General features: G+C 65.3%; 5 protein-coding genes. 4 read left to right on the top strand and 1 reads right to left on the bottom strand.

Annotation, left to right across the window (positions count from 1 at the left end; genetic code table 11):
* Positions 1-313, top strand: a 313-nt coding sequence (locus QZY07_RS14165) for a hypothetical protein (RefSeq protein WP_295403907.1), incomplete at its 5' end; no start/stop codon positions are given.
* Positions 314-485: 172 nt separating this feature from the next.
* Here the strand turns inward: QZY07_RS14165 and QZY07_RS14160 are convergent.
* A complete protein-coding gene (locus QZY07_RS14160; protein ID WP_295403904.1) occupies positions 486-1,382 on the bottom strand; it encodes a diguanylate cyclase in 897 nt (298 codons plus the stop codon).
* A 185-nt stretch (positions 1,383-1,567) separates the two neighbouring features.
* Here QZY07_RS14160 and QZY07_RS14155 point away from each other — a divergent pair, with 185 nt between their 5' ends.
* The 3 genes from QZY07_RS14155 to QZY07_RS14145 all read left to right on the top strand — a co-directional run bounded on the left by QZY07_RS14155 (position 1,568) and on the right by QZY07_RS14145 (position 6,188).
* The gene (locus tag QZY07_RS14155) at positions 1,568-2,671 is read left to right on the top strand and encodes an ABC transporter substrate-binding protein (RefSeq protein WP_295403901.1); all 1,104 of its coding nucleotides are present in this window, start codon (positions 1,568-1,570) and stop codon (positions 2,669-2,671) included.
* The gene (locus QZY07_RS14150) at positions 2,671-5,544 is read left to right on the top strand and encodes a PAS domain S-box protein (protein WP_295403898.1); all 2,874 of its coding nucleotides are present in this window, start codon (positions 2,671-2,673) and stop codon (positions 5,542-5,544) included. Before QZY07_RS14155 ends, QZY07_RS14150 begins: the two co-directional genes overlap by 1 nt.
* Positions 5,545-5,855: 311 nt before the next feature.
* Positions 5,856-6,188: a hypothetical protein gene (locus tag QZY07_RS14145; RefSeq protein WP_295403895.1), complete on the top strand. Its 333-nt coding sequence runs from the start codon at positions 5,856-5,858 to the stop codon at positions 6,186-6,188.
* Positions 6,189-6,289 lie beyond the last annotated feature (101 nt).

Genomic DNA, 6,289 nt, shown 5'->3' with positions numbered 1-6,289 from the left:
GGAGATAATCCTGGATGCACGGCGGCAACAGCAGTGGGGTGTCTCGGTCGATGGGGATGAACTCGACAGCCATGGAGGCTCCGCTGGGCTTCGGGGTGAGACACACGATTGTACTCGCGATGCGGGTGCTAAGCCGGACAGACTCCTAGCCAAGACGCTCTACCCGGACCGGTTCCCCGACCTGGACCTCAAGCGGGAGATCCGCGACCACTACGCCCGCTTCTACCGCTATGCCCTCAGCGATTCCGAGCTGGACCTGATGCTTCAGGGCAAGGGTCCGGATGGACGGCGTCACAACGACATGAACAACTGACCATGCGCGAGCACTGAACCAAGGATGAAACCGCATCGGGAACCGGTCGTTTATCCGGCCCTCGCGCCGCGGGGTATCAGACTGATGTGACCGCCCGAATGGGTTTGGCGGGGGGGATCTGCAAACTGGTGCATGCCCCTCGATCTGACCATCACGCGCTGGATCAGCCATGTTAGCCGCATGCCAGACAGACTTGATTCCGTCCCGCTTGCTTGGCCAGATAGAGCTGGACATCCGCCTGCTCCAAGAACGCGGATGCCGCCGTTTGTGGCGCCAGCTCGCAGAGTACGGCGCCGATACTGACCGTCACCCAGGGGAGCGCGGCGGATGCCGCATGCGGAATGCGCAACGCCTCGACCGCCATCCGCAGTTGTTCGGCGATCTGTCCCAATCCCTCCGAGGTCTCCACGCTGACCAGACAGACGAACTCCTCGCCGCCATAACGGGCGACGAAATCCCCGGCACGCTTGAGCGTTTCGTCCAGCACGCCGGCCACCCGCCGGAGACAATCGTCGCCCTGAAGATGGCCGTGCGCGTCGTTGAATGGCTTGAAGTGGTCGATGTCGATCATCGCCAACCCCAGGCGCGCGCCGGCGCGAGCGGCGCGGCGCCACTCCTGTTCGAGGCGTTGGTCCAGGGCGCGGCGGTTGGGGATGCCGGTCAGGCCGTCGACCTGGGCGAGCCGCTCCAGCAGGTCGCGCTGATGCTTGAGCTCCAGGTGCGTCCTGACCCGCTGCTTGACGATGGCCTCGTTGAAAGGCTTGACGATGTAGTCGACCGCGCCGGTCGCCAGGCCGCGGGTCTCGTCCTCGACACTGGTCAGGGCGGTGATGAAGATGACCGGGATCGGCTTGAGCAATGGATTGGCCTTGAGCGCGGCGCAGGTCTGGTAGCCATCCAACTCGGGCATCATGACATCGAGCAGGATCAGATCCGGCATGATCGTTTCGGCCAGACGCAGCGCCTGGGCGCCGCTGGTGACGGCGGAGATCCGGTGGCCATCGTCGATCATCATCTTGCTGAGCACACGGAGATTGTCCGGCAGGTCGTCGACGATCAGGATGCGCATCGGGATATCCAGAGGTTTCGATGGCGGGTATGGCCAGATGGCTTGTACTTGTCATGGTTTCGTGGATCATCACAGGGTCGACGCTCGGTATCCCTGTCCAGTCAATCGCTCTGGACGGGCGCGAGCGCTCTCGTCTCGCCGGATGATCTGCATCCCGCCCAACCATCATCGCCGATCTCATGCCTATGAAAAAGCCTCCCCTGCCGTCCATCCTGATCCTGGCGCTCCCGCTGCTCGCCGCCACGGCATCGCTGCTCTGGTGGCTGCTGCGTCCAGTGCCCCCCATCCAGGTCGGGCTGATTACCTGGATGGCCTCCGGCGCGGTGGTCGGCTCCAGCGAGATGAACGCCGGCGATCTCTTTCTGGAAGAGCATCCGGACACGCGTATCCAACTGGTGCCGGTGGACGACGAATGGAAACCGGAGCGCACGCCCCGCGTCATCGCGGACGCCATGGCGCGCGGGGTGCGTTTCTTCGTCTCCACCCATCCGTCCCATTGCGCGGTGGCAAGCCTGCCGTTGTTCGCGGACGGTCGGGCGCTCGTCATCAACACGGCCTCGACCAGCCCGGCGCTCACTGGCAAGGATGACTTTCTGCTGCGCATTACCCCCGACGCCGAGCAGGAGCAGCGCGCCATTGCCCGCGAGGTCGCCGGCTGGCCGGGGCGCCGTCTCCTGGTCCTGCAGGACAGCGGCAATCTGGCCTATACCGATCCGGCGTTCGCGGCCTTCTCCGCCGCGCTCGCCACGTCGGGCCACTGGCAAGTCGTTCAGCGCAAGCTGACGATCTCGGCGTTCCAACCCGAGGACGAACGCGCGCTCATGATCGAGCCTTATGATGCGCTCTATGTTCTGGCGGGCGGCTACCAGACCGCCATCGGCAACCTCGCGCAATTGTTTCACGCCCTGCATCCCGAGGCGCCGATCCTGCTAACGCCCTGGGCGCGCTCGCCGGCCATTCTCGACACCCTGGGCGAGGCCATCGGGCGCGTCGTCCTGCCCAGCCAGCATCCCTCGCGCCACGCCGATCCAGCGATCGACGACTATTTCCGGCGTTTCCGCACCCGCTTCGGCTATGAGCCGCACGCCATGACCATCGAGGTACGCCAGGCGCTGGAACTCCTCGACCGGGCCTTCCAACAGGGTCACGACACGCCCGAGGCGGTCAAGCGCGATCTGCTCGCGGTCCCGACACACCAGACCAGCCTGGGGCCGATCGCCTTCGACCGCGCCGGAGACGTGACCGGCGACTTCCACTTCCTGCGGGATCTCGACCGAGAACTCCAGTGATGGCTCCGATCCGCCAGCGGCGCACCACCTTCTGGCGTTACAACCTCTTTCTGGAGTTCTCGGCGCTGCTGCTGATCTCGGCCATCCTGTTCCTGACCATCTGGCTCGCCATGGGCGAGTTGGGGCAAAGATACCTGCAACTGCGTCTGGCCGACGCCAACAAGGTCGATCTGTTCATTGGCAAGCAGCTCGATGAGGCCCGGCAAGACGTCGAACGCTTCATCGCATTGCCCGAGCCGAGTCGCTCGCCGGAGGTGCTGCGATTCCTGGACGCCTTCTCGGATCTCTACCGCCTCGACGAGAAACTGCGCGTGGCGCGCATGTATAAGGCGACGGCGGGTAGCCGGGTCTTCGTCGGCTTTTCCCTGTCGGGCGGCAAGCTCGGCGGCTATTTGAGGACGCTGGACGCGCGGGCGGCGTTCTCCGACATCATGCGCGGTTATGAAGACGATGCGCCCAGCGTCTATCTTGCCCTGCGTTCGGCGGGCGACCTCTACCTGGGGCGCCTGAATCTCAGCTATGTTCAGGACTTCCTGAGCGAGTTTTCGCGTTTCGCCGGAACTCCACTGATGTTGGTCGCGAGCGACGGATTCGTCATGCTCTCGGGTGACGCCGATCTCAAGTTCCCATCCATCGATCTCAAACACTGGGCCGGGGCGCCCTCCGCGCGCCGCACGCTGCACGCCAGGGGGCAGGACTGGATTCCGCTGATCTCGACGCGCATCACGCTGGGCGCCAGGATCGTGACGCTCATTCCGACCCAACCGCTGGAGACCCAACGCAGTATCCTCCTGCTCGCCACGCTCGGTTTTCTGGCCGGCATGATCCTGCTGGTCTACCTCAAGAATCGGCGATTGAATCGTCTGCTCCTGCAACCCGTCGCCGCCTTCGCCGAGCGGATGCGGGATCTGGAACGAGGCCGGCCGCTCGCCGGGGAACCCAGCGGCCAGCGTTTCGTCGAGATCGACAGTATTCACACGCGCTTTCGGACCATGGCCGAGGCCATCGCGCAACGGGAGCGGTCGTTGCGCGAGAGCGAGGAGAAATTCCGCCTCGCCTTCGACAATGCCAATACCGGCATGTGTCTGGTGGATCCCCAGGGCCGGCTGTTGCAGGTCAATGACAAGATGACCGCCATCTTCGGTTACCGCCAGCAGGAGCTGGAAGGGATGAGCGTCAATGACCTGGCCGTGCCCGAGGATCTGGGCCTGAGCCCAGGGTATATGGGTCAAGCGGTGCGGGGCGAGGGCGACAGCGCGACCTTCGAGAAGCGCTATCGTCATCGTCATGGCCAGATCATTGACTGCCAGATCGCCTCGTCGCTGGTGCGCGATGCCCAGGGTCAACCCCGGTATTTCATCTCCCAGGTCCAGGACGTCAGCGAGCGCCGGCGCCACGAGCAGGAACTCCAGCAGGCGCGGGACGCCGCCGAGCTGGCCAACCGCGCCAAATCCGCCTTCCTCGCCAACATGAGCCATGAGATCCGCACCCCGCTCAACGCCATCCTCGGGTTCGCTCAGGTGCTCATGCGGGCACCCGAGTTGAGCGCCGAGCACGGCAACCAGCTCGCGACGATCCTGCGCAGCGGCCAGCATCTGTTGGCCCTCCTCAACGACATCCTCGACATGGCCAAGATCGAGGCCGGTCGGCTGACCTGCGAGCGCGCGCCCTTCGACCCGGCCGCGCTGATACGGGAAACGGAGGCCATTTTTCGGCCACGCGCCCATGACCAGGGACTGACCCTGAGCGTCGCGACCCATCAGCTTCCGCGTCGGGTCGCCGGCGACGCCTTGAAGCTGCGTCAGGTGCTGATCAATCTGGTCAGCAATGCCATCAAGTTTACCCGGAGCGGGACGGTGATCCTGAGCGCCGAGGGTCGCGGCGGCGACCGGATCCACTTCAGCGTTGCCGATACCGGAATTGGGATCGCCCCCGACGAACTGGAGCGGATCTTCGATCCCTTCACCCAGGCCGAGAGCGGGCGGGTCACGCCGGGCGGCACCGGTTTGGGGCTGGCGCTGAGTCGGCAGTTCGTGCGGCTCATGGGCGGCGCGTTGAGCGTCACGAGCGTACCGGGCCAGGGCAGCCGCTTCACCTTTGCCCTGACCCTGCCGCCGGTCGATGTCGCCGAGCCGGCGCCGCTCGCGCCCAGGGGCCGGATCCTCGGCCTGGAGCCGGATCAGCCGCTCCAGCGCGTCCTGGTGGCGGATGACCTGGAGGACAACCGCGCGCCACTGTGCGCCCTGCTGAACGCACTCAATCCGCGTCCCCCGGTGCTGGAGATCCGCGAGGCGGCCAATGGCCGGGAGGCGGTGGAGATCTGGGAAACCTGGCAGCCCCAGGTGATCTTCATGGACATGCGCATGCCGGTCATGTCGGGGGAAGAGGCGACCCGCGCGATCAAGGCGCGCATGCGCGAGCGGTCCGAGGCGGTGCGCTCCATCGTGGTGGCGCTCACCGCGAGCGCCTTCGACGAGCAGCGGGACCACTTCCTCGCCATCGGCTGCGATGCCTTCGCCCGCAAGCCTTTCGAGGCCGATGAACTGCTCGACCTCCTGGAGCGTCACGCCGGTCTGCGGCTGACGCGCGACACCGCGCCGCCGCCCACCCCGTCCTTGTCGCCCGCGGTCGCGGCCGAGCGTCTGGCCGCCTGTCCCGCCGAGTGGCGCGCCGCCTTGGAGCAGGCGGTGGAACTGGCCGATTTCGAGCGGATCGGCGCGCTGCTGGAGGGCATCCGTGGCCGCGATTCAGCGCTGGAGCACACCCTCGCGCACTGGGCCTATACCTTCGATCTGGAGCGTTTCATGGCGTTGTGCGCCGACGCCGGTCGGAGGTCCGGGCTGCCCGGAGACGCTCGCTCCGAGCCGGATTGACGGGATCGCGACGATGGATATTAAGACCATCCTCTTCATCCTGGCGCTGGGCAATCTGGTCTTCGGCCTGGAGCTGATTCTCTACCAGCGGCCGCGATGCGCAGGACAACCCCTTCTGGATCGCCGCCAAGCTGCTGCAAGGCCTCGGTTGGCTCGTCCTCTCCGGGCGCGACACCATCCCCGACTTTGTCTATATCCCGGTCGGCAACGCCGCGCTCTTCTGCGGGCTGGCCTACGAATGCTGGGCCATCTTCCGGATCGTCGGGCGTCCGGTCAGCCGTGATCTGCATCTCGGCGTCACGGCGGGATTGATGCTGGCGGCGGCGCTCTTTTCGGGCCTGTCCTCGCCGCCGCGCATCCTCATTGCCTCGCTGATCATGGCCTTCTTCTTCGCCGTCCCGGCCTGGGCGCTGCTGCGCGGGCGCGAGGAGCGCTCGCGGCTGCGGACCGCGCTCGGCATCGTCCTGTGGCTGATGGCCGCCCTGATGATCGCCCGCGCGCTCTGGACGGTGCTGGTACCTCAGAGTCTGTTCAGAAAGTCCCTGTTGAATTGCATATGTTTTTTCAAACATGGGAGCACAAACTGGACGGAAATCGGCTTTTGCCTAAATTTCATGTGTAAGTCGGGTGGTGCCTTTCGATAATGTATCCTAACAGGGCCGAGCACCAAACTGATCGATCTTGTCCCAGAACTGCGTCCAGCGCCCCGTGGATTGCACGAGCGCGCGCAGGCTCAAGACAATCT

Origin of the sequence: uncultured Thiocystis sp. (genome assembly GCF_903866365.1) — a bacterium.
GTDB lineage: Bacteria > Pseudomonadota > Gammaproteobacteria > Chromatiales > Chromatiaceae > Chromatium.
This window is presented reverse-complemented; position numbering and strand designations above follow the sequence as displayed.

Bases quoted from the DNA above. Each gene is read 5' to 3' on its own strand.
- QZY07_RS14155 (WP_295403901.1), top strand. From the start codon at position 1,568: ATGAAAAAGCCTCCCCTGCCGTCCATCCTGATCCTGGCGCTCCCGCTG.
- QZY07_RS14145 (WP_295403895.1), top strand. From the start codon at position 5,856: ATGCTGGCGGCGGCGCTCTTTTCGGGCCTGTCCTCGCCGCCGCGCATC.
- QZY07_RS14160 (WP_295403904.1), bottom strand. From the start codon at position 1,382: ATGCGCATCCTGATCGTCGACGACCTGCCGGACAATCTCCGTGTGCTC.
- QZY07_RS14150 (WP_295403898.1), top strand. From the start codon at position 2,671: ATGGCTCCGATCCGCCAGCGGCGCACCACCTTCTGGCGTTACAACCTC.